Raw genomic sequence first — 16251 nt, 5'->3', positions numbered from 1 at the left:
TTCATCGCCGGAGGCGGTCCTCCGCGTTACGCGGCGGCCGGACTCGTGTCCTGGCTCACTTCCAGGCGAACACCGGCTGCTCGAGTTCGTCGACCGGATCGGAGCGGCCTTCGAGTCCCAGCCAGCGCAGTTGCAGCAGCACCGCGCCGGTCGGGGCGTGGATCAGATCGTTGCCGAGCGGGATCTGCACCACCGGTCGCGGGCTCTCGGGGATCTCGATGAAGCGCGGCGAATCCTCGCGCAGCAGCTGGTGCAGGCCGACCCGGTACACCGCCACCACCTCGGCGGGCGAGGGCTGTGGGGCCAGTCGTCCGCCGCCCCACACGACGACCGGGGTGATGACGTAGCCAGAACGGGTGGCGTAGTCGTCGAGCAGGCCGAGCACGCTCGACTCCGGCAGCGCGACACCCACCTCTTCGTGCAACTCGCGCAACGCCGTCTCGATCAGGGTTTCGCCCGGGTCCTGCCGCCCGCCCGGGAGCGCCCACTGCGCCGAGTGCGTCGACAGCCGGGAGGTCCGGCGGCAGAGCAGGAAGGCGGCGCCGCCGGACACGCCGACCATGCGGCCGTCGAGGCCGGGCTCCATCGGCCGGCCGGCGATCCAGTCGTCGACCGGGGCCGGATCTACCCGGTCCTCGCCCAACTCGGAGTCGACCAGCACCACGGCCACCGCTGCGTGGCGCTTCGTGTCGTCGGTGACCACCCGACGCCGATGTCCGGCCAGGTGGGTCCGGATCCGGTCCCGCAGCGCCGCGTCGTAGGTGATCGTCACCGCTCGACCATAGGCGCTCAGGTATAGACGACCTGCATGCGCTCGATGGTTCCCTCGAAGGGGAAGGGTGCCCGGTCGCGGTAGTCGAGGGCCACCGGCGATCCCAGGCATCTGCCGACGTCCAGACAGTCGTTGGCCGTGAACAGCAACGGCGCGCTGACGGGTACGGTGCCCTCGGCGACGACCCGGCCGTCCACGTCGATCCTGACCGTCAGAGGCCCACCGGGGCGACGCTCCGCGTACCGGGTGTCGATGCCGATGGCGACGACGCCGGGGTCGATGCGATCGACTGAACGCAACTTGGTTCGGGACAGGATGAACAGGTTGTACTCGTAGCAGAGGTGACCGTCGTCGAAGAAGCACGTGAGCCCACCCGCGGCGCCCCCGAGCGCGTACAGCACCCCGTTCGCCCGCTCCGGCACGTGCGCATGGACGGTCACCCGGTTGTCCTTGTTGCCGAGCGCGGGTGCGCAGAACTCGGGCATGCGGATGGTGTCGCCGGAGAACTCCCACTCGCGGTAGGGCGGCGCGATCCTCAGCTCCGGGTGGTAGACCGGCACCCAGAGTCCGCCGCCGACCGGCAGCACGGCGTTGCGCGCCGCCTCGATGGCGAACACCTCGCGAAGCGCGGTGAGTTTGTCGGGGAGTTCGTCGGCCAGGTCCCGGGACTGCGACCAGTCCTCGTCGAGGTGGTAGAGCTCCCATCGATCGGCGTCCGGGGTCCACGTGGCGATGCCCTCCGGCGTCCCGGGAACCCACGGCAGCCGCGGGCCGCGGGCGCAGGCGAGCCAGCCGTCCTGGTATATCGCGCGGCTTCCCATGATCTCGAAGTACTGCGTCGACTTGCCGCCCAGTGCGCTCGGATCGACGAGGGTATCCGCGAAACTAGCGCCCGCCAATGGCATTTGGGGTACGCCGTGCACCGTTCGCGGCGGTTCGATGCCGACGACGTCATAGATGGTGGGCACGACGTCATTGCAGTGCAGGAACACGTCGCGTGGCGTCTCGTCGGCAGCGACGCGTCGCGGCCACCGCACCACCATGGGATTGCGTGTCCCGCCGAGATGGGACGCCAACAGCTTCATGCCCTTGTAGGGCGTACTTCCCGCCCATGCCCAGCCCGCGTGGTACTGGTTGTCGACCAACGGCGAGCCGAGCACGTCGAGGCCGCCGAGTTCGTCGAGCGCATCGATGTGCTGGCGGACCGTCGTCGGAATCCCGTTCTGCGCGAGCAACTCCGCGATCGTGCCGTTCTGACCCTCTCCGGATGAGCCGTTGTCGCCCCAGACGTAGAAGAACAGGGTGTTCTCCGCGTAACCCAGGCGGTCCAACTCGTCGGCGATCCGACCCACCTGCACGTCGGCGTGTTCGGCGAAACCGGCAGCGACTTCCATCAGACGCCGCTGGAACGGCTTCTCGTCATCCGGGATGTCCTCCCAGGCGGCGAGTGTCTCGTCGCGTTCGGTCAGTACGCAGTCCGCAGGCAGCCAACCCTTCTCCTTGGCCCGGGCGAAGACCCGCTCGCGGTATGCGTCCCAGCCGTCGTCGAAGGCCCCCGAGTAGCGGTCCGCCCACTTCTTCATCACGTGGTGCGGGCCGTGCAGGCACCCACTGGCCCAGTACATGAAGAAGGGCTTGTCGGCGTTGAATGCCCGGTGTCGGCGCAGCCAGGAGATGGCGTCGTCCGCGAGGTCCTCCGACAGGTGATAACCCTCCTCGGCGGTCCTCGGCGGAGCCACCACCGTGGTGTTGCGCACCAGATGGGGTTCGTACTGCGACGCTTCACCGGCGAGGAAACCGTAGAAGTACTCGAACCCCAGTCCGGTCGGCCAGTTCTCGAACGGTCCGGCGGCGGTCGTCTCCTCCGCCGGCGTGTTGTGCCACTTGCCAAAGGCAGACGTCGCGTAGCCGTAGTGCTTGAGGACCTCCGCCACGGTGGCGCTGGCACGGGGGATCTTGCCGGCGTACCCGTCCCAGTCGTTGGCGAGTTCGGCGATCTGCCCGTTGCCGATGGCGTGGTGATTCCGTCCGGTCAGCAGCGATGCGCGAGTCGGCGAACACATCGCGGTGGTGTGGAACCGGTTGTAGGACACGCCCTCGGCGTGCATCCGGTCCAGCGTCGGGGTCCGCACGTCGCCGCCGAAGGTCGTCGGTAGGCCGGGGCCGGCGTCGTCGATCAGCACGATGACGATGTTCGGTGCATCCTGCGCGAGGCGCTGCGGCACCGGACGCGGCTGATAGGTGGACTCGGCGAGCGTGCGTCCCGCGATGCTCGCCGAAGGTCGGGGCGGGAACGGCAGCGTCTCACCACCGGGCAACTTCGCCGCCACGATCGAGTCGACGCCCATCGAGATCTCCTCCGCCGCGGCACTGAACCGTCGACATCGATCTTGATTCAGCGGGACGGAATCGGCAAGCCCCGCGCTACCCCGCGACGTCCTCGCACTCGTCGTCGCGCTCGCTGCGCTGAGCGGCCAGGAAGCTGCGGACCCAGTCGGCCGAGTAGAACTCGCCGTAGCATCGCGGCTCGTCGATCACCCGATCCGGGCACCGGCCGTCCTCGTCGCCGATGAGGATGACCGGTCCGACGAAGATGTTGCCGGTGAAGGTGACGGTGAACCGCACGCCGGTCGGCGTCCGGAGCCCGACGTGATAGTCGACGTATCCACCTTCGCCGGCAACGCGGTCGATGCTCCGCACACTGACGTCGTCCAAGATTCGAACCCCCGTTCCGATCGTTACTCTTCCGAACGGGCTCGGTACGGTCAACGGTGTTGACATAAGCGGTGTCGAGCCGAGAAAGGCGGGACGTGACCACTCCGCGACGCCAACCGGCGACCGGCCGACGCCGGCGACGGACCGGGGCGGGGACCGAACTGTCGCGGGAGGCCTACGTCGACGGCGCGCTGAACCTCATCGAGAAGCGCGGCGCCGACGTCGTGAGCGCCCGTACCCTCGCGACGGCCGTCGGGGCCGACCCCTCGGCGCTGTACCGCTACTTCTCCGGCGTCGACGAGGTGCTGCGCGCCGTCGCCGACCGGATGATCGGCATCGCCCTGGATGCCTGGACACCCGGAACCGACTGGCTGGAATCGCTGGGCGACCTGGCCCGATCGCTGTACCGGGTGTACGTCCTGGAGTTCCCCCGCGCGGGCGTCGCGGTCGCCAGCCGGACCACCGGGTTGCCCAACGAGATCCGCGCGGTCGAGATCACCATCGGCCTGCTGCGGGACGGCGGGTTCGACGACGCCACCGCCGCCATCTGGTTCCGGTCGCTGTCGGACTTCCTCCTCGGCCAGGCGATGCTGGACGGCAGCTTCACCGGGCTACCCCCGGAGGTCCGGGCCGCCGATCACGCTGCCTGGCAGGATCTCCCGGACCGGGTGACGCAAGCGAGCGGCAGCCACGCCGAGGCGGCCGCGCCGCACCTGCGCCGCCTGATGCTCGAATCGTCGTTCGAACACACCATGGCGCTGATGCTGGCCGGCCTCGCCACGATGCCGCGCAGCGCCGACGCAGCCGCCGACGGAGCGGTCGACCCCGGGGACACCGCGAACTAGGTCACCGACGAAAGGTATGACCCGCCTGCGAACGGGGTAGCTCCGAGGGCAGCGACGGAGCGGCTCCGTTCGCCTCGAGTGAGGAGTTCAATCATGATCGGAACAATCATCGGCGCCATCGTCGTCGGCCTGATCGTGGGTGCGCTGGCCCGCCTCGTCATGCCCGGCAAGCAGAACATCGGCCTCGTGATGACGATTCTGCTGGGTGCCATCGGCTCGTTCGTCGGTACCTGGCTCACCTACAAGCTGGGTTACTCGAACGCCAACGGCGGCTTCGAGATCATCCCCTTCCTGGTCGGCATCATCGTCGCGATCGTCCTGATCGCGATCTACCTGGGCGTCACGGGCCGCCGCGGCAGCACCGCCGTCCGTCGCTGACCCGTCCTACCCGTCGTCGCGGTCGGGTTCGGTGAGTTCCGGCGCCAGTTCGCGCGTCGCCATCCCACCGTCCTGGCCGTGATCGGCGGGTCCTGGCGGTTCGTCCGTGGTGTGGTCGGTGCTGTCGGCGTGCTGGTCGCGGCCCATGAGCGTCCTCTCGTCGTCGGGTGCGGAGTACTACCCGCTCGGCGCCGGCATACGCCGGCCGTTTCTGGGTAATGCACCCGACGTGACCACACCTTCTGCCGATCAGCCGTCCTCCGATCACGGGCCCGACTCCACCGAGGAGTCCGCACCCACCGCCAATCCCGCCTACGCGACACCGCCACCGGAGGGCATCCCGGACGCCGAGACCGACTGACGCGGCAGGGGGTTCGGCACGGTGGCCGTCGAACTGGGTCGCATCGACACCGACATCCCGGCCCGCATGGACCGGGTGCCGTGGGCACGCTGGCACTGGCTGGTGGTGATCGGCCTCGGCACCGTGTGGATCCTCGACGGGCTCGAGGTCACCATCGTCGGGTCGATGTCCGACGCGCTCAAGTCGCCCGACACCGGGCTGGGCCTCAGCAGTTCGCAGATCGGCCTGGCCGGCGCGGTGTACGTCGCCGGTGCGTGCGTCGGTGCCCTGTTCTTCGGACAGCTCACCGACCGCTTCGGCCGCAAGCGACTGTTCCTGCTGACCCTCGGCGTCTACATCGTCGCGACGGTCCTCACGGCCTTCTCCATGAACCCGCTGTGGTACTTCGCCGCCCGCTTCCTCACCGGCGCCGGCATCGGCGGCGAGTACGCGGCCATCAACTCGGCGATCGACGAACTGATCCCGGCGAAGTACCGCGGCCGCGTCGACGTCGTCATCAACGGCTCGTTCTGGGTGGGTGCGGCCGGCGGCGCCCTGCTGACCGTCCCCCTGCTCGACCCGACGGTGATCGACGCCGAGATCGGCTGGCGCCTCGCCTTCGGTCTCGGCGCGATCCTGGGCGTCGGCGTGCTGCTGGTCCGCAGGCACGTGCCGGAGAGCCCACGCTGGCTGTTCATCCACGGTCGCGACGAGGACGCCGAACGGATCGTCGGCCGCATCGAGGCCGAGATCGAACGGGAGACCGGCCAGCCCCTGTCGGCGGTGTCCAACCGCATCACCATCCGGCAGCGCAAGACCATCGGCCTGGGCCTCATCGCCCGCACGGTGTTCACGATGTACCCGCGCCGGACCATCCTGTGCTTCGCCCTGTTCGTGGGTCAGGCGTTCCTGTACAACGCCTTCTACTTCACCTACGGCGACACCCTGTCGACGTTCCTCGGCGTCGACCAGACCGGTTGGTACATCGCGATCTTCGCGGTGAGCAACTTCGTCGGCGCGCTGGCACTGAGCCCGTTGTTCGACACCCTGGGACGCCGCCGGATGATCTCGGGGACGTACCTGGTGTCCGGCGCGCTCCTGATCGTGGTCGGCTTCTTCCTCGGCTCGGTGACCGCGGTGACGCTGACCGCGCTCGGAGCCGTGGTGTTCTTCATCGCCTCGGCCGGTGCGAGTTCGGCGTACCTGACGGCCAGCGAGGTGTTCCCGATGGAGACGCGCGCCCTGTGCATCGCGTTCTTCTACGCCATCGGTACGGCCGTCGGCGGCATCACCGGTCCCCTGCTGTTCGGCGTGCTGATCGACCGTGCCGGCGCCGCGGGCGACATCACCGGCATCGCGCCGGGCTACTACCTCGGCGGTGCCCTGATGATCGTCGCGGGCGTGGTCGCGGCGTTCCTCGCCGTCGACGCCGAGGGCAAGAGCCTCGAATCCATTGCCCGGCCCCTGACCGCCGAGGACTGAGGACCGCCGAGGACTGACCGGACGCCGCGCGGGGTACGCCGTGGCCATGCCACGCGTCGCCGTCGTCGGTGCCGGACTCTCCGGCGCAGCCTGTGCCACCGCCCTGCTCGCCCGGGGGAACGACGTCGAGGTGTTCGAGCGGGGCCGCGCGCCGGGCGGGCGCATGGCCGCGCCGACGCTGCACGGTCGCCGCGTCGACCTCGGCGCCGCCTACTTCACCGCCAAGGAACCCGATTTCACGGCCGTCGTCGAACGCTGGACCGGCGCCGGCCTGGCGCGGCCGTGGACCGACACCTTCGACGTCCTCTCCCCCGACGGCACCGACCGGACGTCGGGTCCGGTGCGCTACGCCGCCGTGGAGGGCCTGCGGTCCCTGGTCCGCGCCGAACTGCCCACCGAGGTCCGAACCGACGCCGAGATCGCGACCCTCGACGTGCTCGACCACGACGCGGTCGTGCTGGCCATGCCGGACCCGCAGGCCGCCCGACTCGCTCCGGAGGCCGCCGACTGGGTGGACTACGACCCGGTGATCGCCGTCGCGGCCGGATGGAACCGGCGGCAGTGGGCGATGACCGACGCCGCGTTCGTCAACGACGACCCCGATCTGAGCTTCGTCGCCGACGACGGCGCCCGGCGCGGCGACGCCGCCGCAGTGCTGGTGGCCCACACGACCGCCGACCGGGCGCGTCGGCACCTCGACGATCCGGACGGCGCCGTGCGGCCCGCGGTGGCAGCGCTGCGTCGACTGCTCGACATCGACGACGCGCCGGCCTGGACCCATGCGCACCGCTGGACGTTCGCCAAACCCGTTGCCACACACGGAGATCAGTCGTTCTCCCTGACCGTCAGCGCCGGGCGGCCGCTCGGGGTGTGCGGCGACGCGTGGTGTCCGTCGGGGGCGCCGCGCGTCGAGTCGGCGTGGCTGTCGGGGCACCGGCTCGGCGCGGCACTCGCCGACCGACTCGGGACGTGAACCCCGCGCTCAGGCCAGCTTGAGTTCCCGCAACCGGGCGGGCAGGCCGTCGACGGCGGCTTCGAGGTCGCGCTCGGTGACGTCCGGGATCGGATCGTCCCGATGGTCGGCGAGCAGCTCGGCCAGCAGGGCGTCGTGATCGCGGGTGCCGTCCAGCAGCGGGAGCAGCCGGCGGTCGACCTCCGACGGCAGGAGCGGCTCGTGCCAGAGGTTGAACACCGACATCTCGGCGTCGGCACGGGACAGTGCGTACGCGCGCCGCACGGGTTCCGGCAGCCGCGTCGACGCGTCGGTCGACGGCCGGACCGGGGTGAGCCGGTAGCGCGCGGTGCCCTGCACGACGAGGACCCCCACCAACTCGTCGACGTGGGCGGCGAGAGTGGGACTGGGAACGAGGCCCGCGGCGGTGAGCCGGTCGTGCACCTCGCCGACCAGCTCACCGCTCGACAGCGTCCACGGCCAGTGCGCGTTGAGCGTCTCGAGGACGGCCTTGAGGCCGGGGTCGTTGGTGAACAGCGTCGCCCCGTCGGCCACCTCGTACTCCTGGCGCGAGTGATCCAGCACGGTCGGGCCGTCCACCGGCGGGGACCACGCGGCGACGTGCAGCTCGCGCAGGCGGGCCCGGTCCACGGCGTGGCGGATGAGCGGCGCCCGTTCGGCGTGCACGAGCAGCGTCTCGCGGAACGCCCGGTTGACCACGAAGTCCAGATACTGCTCGACGAGCACCTGCACGCCGCCGCACTTGGCGTTGACGTACTCGACGACCTTGGGCCCGTGGTTGGCGGGGAACATGCTCTCCGGGTGCGCCTCGGCGAGGTAGGCCAGCCCGTGCGCGGCCGCCCGGCCGATCATCTCGTAGAAGTAGCACGGGGCGTTGAACGCCTCGAGTTCGTCGTGCAGCAGATAGGCATCACCGAAACCGACGTCGCGCGCCTCGAACTCGGCGAGGGTTCGGGCCAGCACGCTGCCGGCAGGCGCCACGTCGGCGAGGAAGTCGACGACGCCGCGGGCCTCGCGCACCTTCTCCTCCGGTGTGGCGCTGGCGCCGCTGGCGAGCAGCATGACGTCGCGCAGCACCTCCTTCGACTTCCAGCCGGGATGGGTGTTGTAGCTGACGTAGGCCACGCCGTCCGGGGAGAGCGCCGACCGGAAGATGTTCAGCAGGGCGTCGCGGACGTGTTCGGGCACCCAGCTGTAGACGCCGTGGGCGACGATGACGTCGAACCGACCGAGCGACTCCGGGTCGAGCTGCGCGAGGTCGGCGGCGATCAATTCGAGGTTCTCGACGCCGAGCGCCGCCGCCCGGGCACGACCGTGCGCGATCTGCACCTCGGACAGATCGACGCCGACCACGCGGGCGCGCGGATACATTGCCGCGAACGGGATGAGGTTGCCCGCCGAGGCGCAGCCGATCTCCAGCACCCGCGCGGTGGCGAGGTCCGGGGTGTCGAGCCCGAAGACGTGGGCGATGGCCGCGAGCCGGCCGGGCGCCGATTGGGGAAACGCATCCGAGGTGTACGGCGTGGTGTCGTAGTCGGCGCGCAGGCCCTCGATCTCGGCCGGTTGAGTCACCGCGCGAACCTAGAGCCGTCTCCCGAACGGCGGGTGAACGGCGGATGTCCGGCCGTCGCCGCGGCGGCGTGCTTGCGTGGACGCCGGAACGCGCGAACCATGGGGGCCATGCGATCCCTGCGGTGGGGGGCCACGGCCACACTCGCGGCGGCCGGTGTGGTGGCGGCCCTCGTGAGCGCCCCGGCCGCGTGGGCCGGCGGGGCCGACGCGACCATCGCCGACCTTCAGGCCCAGGGCTACCTGGTGCAGATCAACTGGGTGAACGGCTATGACACCAAGCCGCTGTCGCAGTGCACCGTGGTCGGCGTCAACGATCCCGACCACTCCGACGCCCCGGTCGAGGTGGGTGACACCGTCTACGTCGACGTCCGGTGCCCCAACCACTGGGACGACGACTCCGGGTCCTTCGGCATCGGGGTCGGCCTGGGCTGACGCGCCCGGGCACACCGCCGCAGCGGCTCCGCGGGGCGTCGGGCAGGCTGGACGGCGAGATGCCCACCACTCTGCTCGCCGACCCGACCGACCTCGCCGCCGTGCGCGCGCTGGGCGACGACGCCGACGAGCTGTTCACGACCTTCGCCGCGTGGGCGGAGGACAACGGCACCACGCTCTACCCGGCGCAGGAGGAGGCGCTCCTCGAGCTGGTCAGCGGTGCGAACGTCGTCCTGGCCACGCCAACCGGGTCGGGCAAGTCCCTGGTGGCGACCGGGGCGCAGTACTTCGCGCTGGCCGGCGCGGACGCGAGGAGCACCAATCACGCGGGACGCCGCAGCTACTACACCGCGCCGATCAAGGCGCTCGTCAGCGAGAAGTTCTTCGCCCTGTGCGCGGTGTTCGGCGCGGTCAACGTCGGCATGCTCACCGGCGACGCCGCCGTCAACGCCGACGCGCCGATCATCGTCTGCACCGCCGAGGTGCTCGCCAACATCGCGCTGCGCGAGGGACCGGACGCCGCGATAGGCCTGGTCGTCATGGACGAATTCCACTTCTACGGCGATCCCGATCGCGGCTGGGCCTGGCAGGTGCCGCTGCTGGAACTGCCGAACGCCCAATTCCTGCTGATGTCGGCCACCCTCGGCGACGTTACCTTCCTGCGCGAGGACCTGACCCGCCGCACCGGACGCCCGACGGCCCTGGTCGCCAACGCCGAGCGCCCCGTGCCGCTGTTTTACTCGTACGCCACCACGCCCATGCACGAGACGATCGGCGACCTGCTGGACAGCCGCCAGGCACCCATCTACGTCGTGCACTTCACGCAGGCCGCCGCCCTGGAACGCGCGCAGGCGCTGATGAGCGTCAACGTGTCGACGCGCGAGGAGAAGGACGCCATCCGCGACCACATCGGCGCGTTCCGCTTCTCGACGTCCTTCGGTGCGACGCTGTCGCGGCTGGTGCGCCACGGCATCGGCGTACACCACGCGGGCATGCTCCCGAAGTACCGGCGCCTCGTCGAGCAACTCGCCCAGGCCGGGCTGCTGAAGGTCATCTGCGGCACCGACACCCTCGGCGTCGGCATCAACGTCCCGATCCGCACCGTGGTGTTCTCGGCGCTGTCGAAGTACGACGGCACCCGCACCCGGCTGCTCAACGCCCGCGAGTTCCACCAGATCGCGGGCCGCGCCGGCCGCGCGGGGTACGACACGGCCGGGACGGTCGTCGTGCAGGCACCCGACCACGAGGTGGAGAACCTCAAGCAGTTCGCCAAGGTCGCCGACGACCCGAAGAAGCGCCGAAAGCTGGTGCGCCGCAAGGCTCCCGAGGGGATGGTGCCGTGGGGCGAGAACACGATGACGCGGCTGGTGTCGGCGACCCCGGAGCCGCTGACGAGCAACATGCGGGTGTCGACGGCGATGATCCTCGACGTCGTCGACCGCCCCGGTGACCCGTGTCTGGCGATGCGCCGGCTGCTCGGTGAGAACCACGAGCCGCGCAAGCGGCAGTTGCAGCACATCCGCGAGGCGGTCGGCATCGCGCGGTCGCTCCTGCAGGCCGGCGTCCTGGAGCGCACCGAGCACGACGGGGCGCGGCGCTACCGGTTGACCGTCGACCTGCCGCCGGATTTCGCGCTCTACCAACCACTGTCGACGTTCGCCCTCGCCGCCGTCGAGGCACTCGACCCGGCGGCCGAGACCTTCGCCCTGGACGTGGTGTCCGTGGTGGAGTCGACGATGGAGGACCCGCGGCAGATACTCGCCGCACAGCTGAACAAGGCCCGCGGCGAGGCCGTCGCGGCGATGAAGGCCGACGGCATCGAGTACGACGAGCGCATCGAATTGCTCGACGACGTCACGTATCCCCGGCCCCTCGCGGACCTCATCGAGCACGCCTTCGACGTGTACTGCCAGACCAATCCGTGGGCGTCCGACACCAGGCCGTCCCCCAAGTCGGTGGTCCGCGAGATGTGGGAGCGCGGGATGACGTTCCGCGAGTACGTCAGCGCCTACGGGCTGACCCGCTCGGAGGGCGCGGTGCTGCGCTACCTGTCCGACGCGTACAAGGCGCTGCGGTCGGGTGTGCCCGCGGCGGCGCGCACCGACGAGGTCACCGACGTCGTCGAGTGGCTGGGAGAGCTGGTGCGACAGGTCGATTCGAGCCTATTGGACGAGTGGGAGAAGCTCACCAGCCCCGATCAGCCGCTCGACGTCCCCGTCGCCGCGCCCGTCCGGCCGCGTCCGCTGACCGGCAACGAGCGCGCCTTCACGGCCATGGTGCGCAATGCGCTGTTCCGCAGGGTCGAGGCGTTCGCGAGGGAGCGGTGGGACGACCTCGGCGACCTGGACGGCGGATCCGGCTGGACCGCGGACCGCTGGGCGGCGGTGGGCGACGCCTACTACGCCGAGCACGACGACGTCGGCACCGGTGCCGACGCCCGCGGTCCGGCGCTGCTCATCATCGACCGCCGGCCGGACCGCTGGCAGGTGCGGCAGATCCTCGACGACCCCGCCGGTGACCACGACTGGGGCTTCGCGGTCGAGGTCGACCTCGAGGCGTCCGACGAGGAGGGCACTCCGGTCCTGCGGATGCTCGACGCGGGGCGGCTGGACTAACGCTGCGCCCCTCGCAGCACCAGGAGTTCGCCGGTCAGCGTGCCGTCGGAGAGCAGCTGGCCGATCCGCGAACTCTGCGCCTCGGCCAGCCGCCACGCCCTGGTATGCCCGTATCGTTCGCTCAGCGCATCGGTGACGGCGTCGACCCGGCCACTCCACTCGTCCGGGATGGCCGGCAGCTCCGCGGTGCACCGCCGCGACTCGACACGCAGCCCAGCGGCACCGAACAATTCGTCCAACCGATCCTCGGTGGGAAAGTAGTTGTCGGGCAATTGGTCTCGCGATATCTCGCCGTGCGCCACGAAGGCGAGCAGCCCGATGGCGCCGCCCGGCCGGACGGTGCGGACCAACTCGCGCAGCAGCGCTTCCTGGTCCGGCATCGTGCACAGCACGCCCAGCGACCAGGCCGCGTCGACGGTCGCGTCGGCCACCGGCAGGGCCGACCCCGCGGCGCGCACCACGGGATGGCCGAACAGCGTCGCCGCCGCCCGGCACGCGCCCGCTTCCGGTTCGACGAGCAGCGGCCGCACCGACCGCGTGTCGGCGGCATAGGCGGCGGGCCCGCCGACCCCCGCGCCGCAGTCGAGGAGCGCGGCGCCGTCGTCGAGGCCCATCTCGGCGAGCAACCAGTCGAGCGCCGCGGGGCTTCCGCTGCCGCGGCATCCGGCGGGCACGTAGTAGTCCGTTCCCAGGTCGAGTGCCACGTGGGCGGTCCACTCGGCGATGGTGTCGAACTCCGCCTCCATCGCACCGGTCACCGGGCCTCCCTCCGAACGCTGCGCTGCTGCGCCTCCTGCCGGACGCTGCGCTGTTGCGCCTCCTGCCGGACGCGGTGACCCACGGTGGCCTTGATCTCAGCGCCCACCCGCGGACCGGCCGCCGAGGCGAGCCCGGAGACGTTCACGCCGACCACCCCGTCGATCGCCAGCAGCGCACGCGCCTCGGCGACCGCGGCGTCGATGCCCGCCGCGACCGGGTCGGCGGCGCCGAGCACCTGGCGCAGGACGTCCTGATCGAGTTCCAACCCGGGCAGACCCTGCAGCACCGCCGCCGAGACGTCGTCGGTGTAGACCGCGACCGCGGCCACCACCGGGATCGACAAGCCGGCCGCGCGCGCGGTCGCCATGAATGCCGCGATGGTCTCGGGGTACGGCACGTGGTTCAGCACCGCCAGGCTGGCGCCGGCACGCTGCTTCTCCACCAACCGCAGCGGCCGCGCAGCGACGGGCGGCGCGGTCGGCGTCTCGGGCACCGCGGCGGTCACGCCGAGTGACGCCGCGAGCGCCACCAGCCGCGGACCGTCCAGGTCGAAGGTCTGCGTCACGTCCGGACGGACGTCATAGCCACGGCCGTCCCCGGTCACGCAGAAGACCGTGTCGACGCCGATGCTGCCCAGACCGCGCAATTCCTGCTCGAGCACCACCCGGTTGCGGTCCCGGCAGGACAGCGTGATGAACGGGCGAACGCCGGCGTCGAGCAGCAGCGCTCCCATCAGCGTGGGCGGGAAGTCCGGCTTGTTCTGGTGCTCACCGACGAGCACCGCGTCGCAGGACGTACCGAGGACGGCGGCCGTCGCTGCGACGTCGCGCCGATCGAAGGGCGCGCAACTGAAGTCGGTGAGGACCAGCGGCGCCACCGTCTCGCGAGGGGTGGCAGGCGGTCCCGTCCACGCCACGACGTCATGGAAGGCGCACGGACCGGGCCGCATCTCGCACTGCCCGTCCGGCCGCACCCCGCCGCACGGCCCGAAGTCCATCCGCTTGGGGCACGACGGCTCGGCGATCGTCTCCCCCGCGTTCGGCACGACCGGGCGTGTACCCGATCCTCGCCGGAACACGCTCCCTCCTGCCGGCCGGCGTCCGCACGAGTGCCTAACGGACGGGAATGCCCGCGCGTCCGCAGCACTTGACACCAGAGTGCGCTGCGCCGTGGTGACGGCCGGACGTGACGCCGCCGACAGTGCGGCGTGGCCGGTTGCGCCGCGGTCCGCAGCGGACGAAGCTGTTGGTTAGCTGTGTTTCGTATTTGATCTTGCTGGGTAGATGCACGCCGTCCGTCGGGGAAGCAATGGTGCGCCAGGCCGTCGGTGAGTAATGAGAATCGAGGCGGTCGAATGAAGAGAATCGGACGGTGGCTATCGGCCGCCGCCCCGGTGGTCCTGGCGATGGGAGGCGCCGTCGCGGTGGCAGCGCCCGCGTACGCCGAGCCCTGTCCGGACGTGGAGGTGGTGTTCGCCCGCGGCACGTTCGAGCCGCCGGGCGTCGGGGCCACCGGTCAGGGCTTCGTCGACGCGCTGCGTGCCCGGGCGCCGCAGAAGTCGATCGACGTGTACGCGGTCAATTACCCGGCATCGCTCGACTTCGCGACGGCGGCGGACGGCGTCATCGATGCCAGCAACAAGGTCCGCGACATCGCGGCGCAGTGCCCGAAGACCAAGATCGTGCTCGGCGGTTACTCCCAGGGCGCGGCGGTGGCCGCCTACATCACCGCCGACGAGGTGCCCGAGGGCTACGTGCTGCCGCCCGGGCTGACCGGCCCGATGCCGGCCGACGTGGCCGACCACGTCGCCGCCGTGGCCCTGTTCGGCAAGCCGTCCGCCGGCTTCCTGCAGATCATCTACCGGGACGCGCCGCCGATCACCGTGGGCCCGCGGTACGCGTCGAAGACCACCGAGCAGTGCATCGACGGCGATCCGGTGTGTTCGACCGAAGGCGGCGGTGACCGGGGCCTGCACGGCGCCTACGTCGCTCAGGGCCGAACCGACCAGGCGGCCGACTTCGTGGTGGGCAAACTCCCCAAGGGCGGCTCCCTCCGCCCGCCCGCACCCGCACCCGAGCCGGCACCCGAGCCGGTCCCCGCGGGCTAGTCGCAGCGGCCGCGCCGCGGTTACCGTGAGGCCATGCGCAGCCATGGTGTCGCAGTGACCGCGGTCGCGGCACTGGCCCTCGCGTCGGCGACGGCCAACGGCCTGGCCCCATCGGCAACGGCCGAGCCGGCCGCGCCCACGGTCACGGTGCTGGCCGAGGCGCCCAACCAGGACGGCGCGACGGTGTTCGTCGACGATCCGGCCGTGCTGAATCCGCACCCGCAGTCGGTTTCGTCGTGGAGCCGCGCGCCGCGGCCGGACGCCGTCACGGTGCACTTCACCAGCGGGCTACCCGACTGCTACGGCGTGCACGGCGAGGTCCAGGAGACCGCCGACGTCGTCGCCGTCAAGCTGACGTCGGGCACCAACCCGAGCGCTGCGGGACGGGCGTGCGCGATGATCGCCGTACCCGCCACCGTGACGCTTCCGCTGGCCGCACCGCTCGGCGCACGGGCCGTCATCGCCCTCACCTGATTCCTGCTAACCGCCATCCTCGCCCGGTTCGGGACGCGCGGCGCCCGCGCCGGCGTTCTCCTCCATGCCAACCCGGCAGCACCACGGCAGGAGGTCACCCTCGTGAACGATCCACAGCAGGTCACCGCACTCGTCACCGGCGCCAACCGCGGCCTGGGCCGCCGCTTCGCCGAGGACCTCGTCGCCCGCGGCGCGACGGTCTACGCCGCCGCCCGGCGCCCCGAGACCATCGATGTTCCCGGCGTCATCCCGATCCAGCTCGACATCACCGATCCGGAATCCGTCCGCCGTGCGGCCGAGACCGCCGGGGACGTGACGGTGCTGGTGAACAACGCCGGTGTCTCCACCCGGGCGGGTCTGCTCGACGGCCCGCTCGACGACATCCGCCTGGAGATGGAGACGCACTACTTCGGCACCCTTCGGATGGTCCGCGCCTTCGCGCCAATCATCGAACGCAACGGTGGCGGCGCGATCCTCAACGTGCTGTCCGTGCTGTCCTGGGCGCATCCGCCGACCAGCGGCGCCTACGCGTCCGCCAAGGCCGCCGCGTGGGCGCTCACCGACGCGGTGCGGACCGAACTCGCCCCGAAGGGCATCACCGTCACCGCCCTGCACGTGGGCTACATGGACACCGACATGGTGAGCTACATCCCCGCCGAGCAGAAGACCGATCCCGCGGTGGTCGCGAAGGCCGCGCTCGACGGGCTGTTCGCCGGCTACCCCGAGGTGCTGGGCGACGACCTCACGCGCACGGTGCGCGCGCACCTCTCCGACCCGCCGCGCTGAA

17 protein-coding genes are annotated in these 16251 nt (G+C 71.0%); 10 read left to right on the top strand and 7 right to left on the bottom strand.

Annotated elements, in window-relative coordinates:
* Positions 1-55 precede the first annotated feature (55 nt).
* The 3 genes from FZ046_RS07750 to FZ046_RS07740 all read right to left on the bottom strand — a co-directional run bounded on the left by FZ046_RS07750 (position 56) and on the right by FZ046_RS07740 (position 3487).
* Entirely contained in the window at positions 56-772 is a 717-nt protein-coding gene (locus FZ046_RS07750; RefSeq protein WP_149484225.1) for an NUDIX hydrolase, read from the bottom strand.
* Positions 773-789: 17 nt separating this feature from the next.
* Positions 790-3120, bottom strand: coding sequence for an arylsulfatase (locus FZ046_RS07745; protein WP_070353931.1), 2331 nt, complete (start codon positions 3118-3120; stop codon positions 790-792).
* Between the two features lie 76 nt (positions 3121-3196).
* Positions 3197-3487: a hypothetical protein gene (locus tag FZ046_RS07740; protein WP_070353930.1), complete on the bottom strand. Its 291-nt coding sequence runs from the start codon at positions 3485-3487 to the stop codon at positions 3197-3199.
* A 95-nt stretch (positions 3488-3582) separates the two neighbouring features.
* Between FZ046_RS07740 and FZ046_RS07735 the strand changes: the two genes are divergently transcribed.
* On the top strand, positions 3583-4332 hold the full coding sequence (locus FZ046_RS07735; RefSeq protein ID WP_070353929.1) for a TetR/AcrR family transcriptional regulator: 750 nt from the start codon (positions 3583-3585) through the stop codon (positions 4330-4332).
* Between the two features lie 93 nt (positions 4333-4425).
* Positions 4426-4710 carry a GlsB/YeaQ/YmgE family stress response membrane protein gene (locus FZ046_RS07730; protein WP_070353928.1) on the top strand — a complete coding sequence of 95 codons (285 nt, stop codon included), beginning with the start codon at positions 4426-4428 and terminating at the stop codon, positions 4708-4710.
* Between the two features lie 6 nt (positions 4711-4716).
* Here FZ046_RS07730 and FZ046_RS27320 read toward each other — a convergent pair whose 3' ends face one another.
* On the bottom strand, positions 4717-4857 hold the full coding sequence (locus FZ046_RS27320; RefSeq protein ID WP_170292409.1) for a hypothetical protein: 141 nt from the start codon (positions 4855-4857) through the stop codon (positions 4717-4719).
* A gap of 82 nt (positions 4858-4939) precedes the next feature.
* On the opposite strand from FZ046_RS27320, the gene FZ046_RS28150 reads away from it, so the two are divergent.
* The 3 genes from FZ046_RS28150 to FZ046_RS07720 are packed head-to-tail and all read left to right on the top strand — an operon-like array spanning position 4940 to position 7505.
* Complete coding sequence (locus FZ046_RS28150; protein WP_256277817.1) at positions 4940-5071, top strand: hypothetical protein; 132 nt, start codon at positions 4940-4942, stop codon at positions 5069-5071.
* 21 nt (positions 5072-5092) lie between these two features.
* The gene (locus tag FZ046_RS07725) at positions 5093-6532 is read left to right on the top strand and encodes an MFS transporter (RefSeq protein ID WP_070353926.1); all 1440 of its coding nucleotides are present in this window, start codon (positions 5093-5095) and stop codon (positions 6530-6532) included.
* 46 nt (positions 6533-6578) lie between these two features.
* Positions 6579-7505 carry an NAD(P)/FAD-dependent oxidoreductase gene (locus FZ046_RS07720; RefSeq protein ID WP_070353954.1) on the top strand — a complete coding sequence of 309 codons (927 nt, stop codon included), beginning with the start codon at positions 6579-6581 and terminating at the stop codon, positions 7503-7505.
* Between the two features lie 9 nt (positions 7506-7514).
* On the opposite strand, the gene FZ046_RS07715 is transcribed toward FZ046_RS07720, so the two are convergent.
* Positions 7515-9077 (bottom strand): methyltransferase regulatory domain-containing protein, encoded by a 1563-nt coding sequence (locus tag FZ046_RS07715; RefSeq protein ID WP_070353925.1) that lies wholly within the window; start codon positions 9075-9077, stop codon positions 7515-7517.
* A 108-nt stretch (positions 9078-9185) separates the two neighbouring features.
* Between FZ046_RS07715 and FZ046_RS07710 the strand changes: the two genes are divergently transcribed.
* Positions 9186-9509, top strand: coding sequence for a hypothetical protein (locus FZ046_RS07710; RefSeq protein ID WP_070353924.1), 324 nt, complete (start codon positions 9186-9188; stop codon positions 9507-9509).
* A gap of 59 nt (positions 9510-9568) precedes the next feature.
* Positions 9569-12124, top strand: a complete 2556-nt coding sequence (locus tag FZ046_RS07705) for a DEAD/DEAH box helicase (protein ID WP_070353923.1) — start codon at positions 9569-9571, stop codon at positions 12122-12124.
* Here the strand turns inward: FZ046_RS07705 and FZ046_RS07700 are convergent.
* Both FZ046_RS07700 and FZ046_RS07695 read right to left on the bottom strand, forming a co-directional pair.
* A complete protein-coding gene (locus FZ046_RS07700) occupies positions 12121-12882 on the bottom strand; it encodes a class I SAM-dependent methyltransferase (RefSeq protein ID WP_246182932.1) in 762 nt (253 codons plus the stop codon). The genes FZ046_RS07705 and FZ046_RS07700 overlap by 4 nt on opposite strands.
* The gene (locus tag FZ046_RS07695) at positions 12879-13880 is read right to left on the bottom strand and encodes a methylenetetrahydrofolate reductase (protein ID WP_070353922.1); all 1002 of its coding nucleotides are present in this window, start codon (positions 13878-13880) and stop codon (positions 12879-12881) included. The genes FZ046_RS07700 and FZ046_RS07695 overlap by 4 nt, the downstream gene beginning before the upstream one ends.
* Positions 13881-14237: 357 nt before the next feature.
* Here FZ046_RS07695 and FZ046_RS07690 point away from each other — a divergent pair, with 357 nt between their 5' ends.
* The 3 genes from FZ046_RS07690 to FZ046_RS07680 all read left to right on the top strand — a co-directional run bounded on the left by FZ046_RS07690 (position 14238) and on the right by FZ046_RS07680 (position 16250).
* On the top strand, positions 14238-14990 hold the full coding sequence (locus tag FZ046_RS07690) for a cutinase family protein (RefSeq protein WP_070353921.1): 753 nt from the start codon (positions 14238-14240) through the stop codon (positions 14988-14990).
* Positions 14991-15023: 33 nt separating this feature from the next.
* The gene (locus tag FZ046_RS07685) at positions 15024-15464 is read left to right on the top strand and encodes a hypothetical protein (protein WP_070353920.1); all 441 of its coding nucleotides are present in this window, start codon (positions 15024-15026) and stop codon (positions 15462-15464) included.
* 102 nt (positions 15465-15566) lie between these two features.
* Entirely contained in the window at positions 15567-16250 is a 684-nt protein-coding gene (locus FZ046_RS07680; protein WP_070353919.1) for an SDR family oxidoreductase, read from the top strand.
* The last annotated feature ends 1 nt before the right edge of the window (position 16251 follow it).

The organism is Mycolicibacterium grossiae, assembly GCF_008329645.1.
Taxonomy (GTDB): domain Bacteria; phylum Actinomycetota; class Actinomycetes; order Mycobacteriales; family Mycobacteriaceae; genus Mycobacterium; species Mycobacterium grossiae.
Note: the sequence above shows the minus strand (reverse complement) of the source record. Positions and strands in the feature narration are given on the sequence as shown.

What these genes read in the sequence shown, in the direction of transcription:
- FZ046_RS07720 (WP_070353954.1), top strand. Translation starts at nt 6,579, where the DNA reads ATGCCACGCGTCGCCGTCGTCGGTGCCGGACTCTCCGGCGCAGCCTGT.
- FZ046_RS07710 (WP_070353924.1), top strand. Translation starts at nt 9,186, where the DNA reads ATGCGATCCCTGCGGTGGGGGGCCACGGCCACACTCGCGGCGGCCGGT.
- FZ046_RS07745 (WP_070353931.1), bottom strand. Translation starts at nt 3,120, where the DNA reads ATGGGCGTCGACTCGATCGTGGCGGCGAAGTTGCCCGGTGGTGAGACG.
- FZ046_RS07695 (WP_070353922.1), bottom strand. Translation starts at nt 13,880, where the DNA reads ATGGACTTCGGGCCGTGCGGCGGGGTGCGGCCGGACGGGCAGTGCGAG.
- FZ046_RS07730 (WP_070353928.1), top strand. Translation starts at nt 4,426, where the DNA reads ATGATCGGAACAATCATCGGCGCCATCGTCGTCGGCCTGATCGTGGGT.
- FZ046_RS27320 (WP_170292409.1), bottom strand. Translation starts at nt 4,857, where the DNA reads ATGGGCCGCGACCAGCACGCCGACAGCACCGACCACACCACGGACGAA.
- FZ046_RS07690 (WP_070353921.1), top strand. Translation starts at nt 14,238, where the DNA reads ATGAAGAGAATCGGACGGTGGCTATCGGCCGCCGCCCCGGTGGTCCTG.
- FZ046_RS07685 (WP_070353920.1), top strand. Translation starts at nt 15,024, where the DNA reads ATGCGCAGCCATGGTGTCGCAGTGACCGCGGTCGCGGCACTGGCCCTC.
- FZ046_RS07705 (WP_070353923.1), top strand. Translation starts at nt 9,569, where the DNA reads ATGCCCACCACTCTGCTCGCCGACCCGACCGACCTCGCCGCCGTGCGC.